The sequence below is a fragment of the Mesorhizobium sp. M2E.F.Ca.ET.209.01.1.1 genome (assembly GCF_004010375.2).
Classification (GTDB): Bacteria; Pseudomonadota; Alphaproteobacteria; order Rhizobiales; family Rhizobiaceae; genus Mesorhizobium.
Genome location: NZ_SADP02000394.1, coordinates 1 through 375, shown reverse-complemented (window position 1 = coordinate 375; position 375 = coordinate 1). Strand labels below are relative to the sequence as shown.

Below are 375 nucleotides of genomic sequence, written 5' to 3'. Positions count from 1 at the left end.
CGGCCACGGCTGCCGCCGCGGTCACGCTCTCCGCCGGTGCCTCGACGCCGCCGCGCTGCGGCTTCTCGGCCGGCTTGTCACCTTCCTGCTGCTGGCGCGGCTGCTTGGGCTGCTTCAGCTTCGGCTGCTGGTTCTGGTTCTGGCCCTGGCCCTGCTGGTCGTTGCGCGGCTTGTTCTGCTGCTGCGGCTCCTTCTGCTTGCCCTGCTGCGGCGGCTGCTGGGCATTGCCGTTACGGCCGTCCTTGCGCTGCTCACCGCGGTCCTTGCGGTTGCCGCCGTCCTTCTGCGGCTGCGCGTTGCCGTTGCCGCCATTGCCACGCGTGTCGTCGCGACGGTCCTTGCGGTCCTTGTTGCGATCCTTGTGGCGGTCCTTGC

Annotated in this window: 1 pseudogene; it reads right to left on the bottom strand. The window is 70.1% G+C overall.

The features are described 5' to 3' along the window. A pseudogene (locus EN852_RS36150) lies at positions 1-375 on the bottom strand (hypothetical protein); the annotation flags it as partial.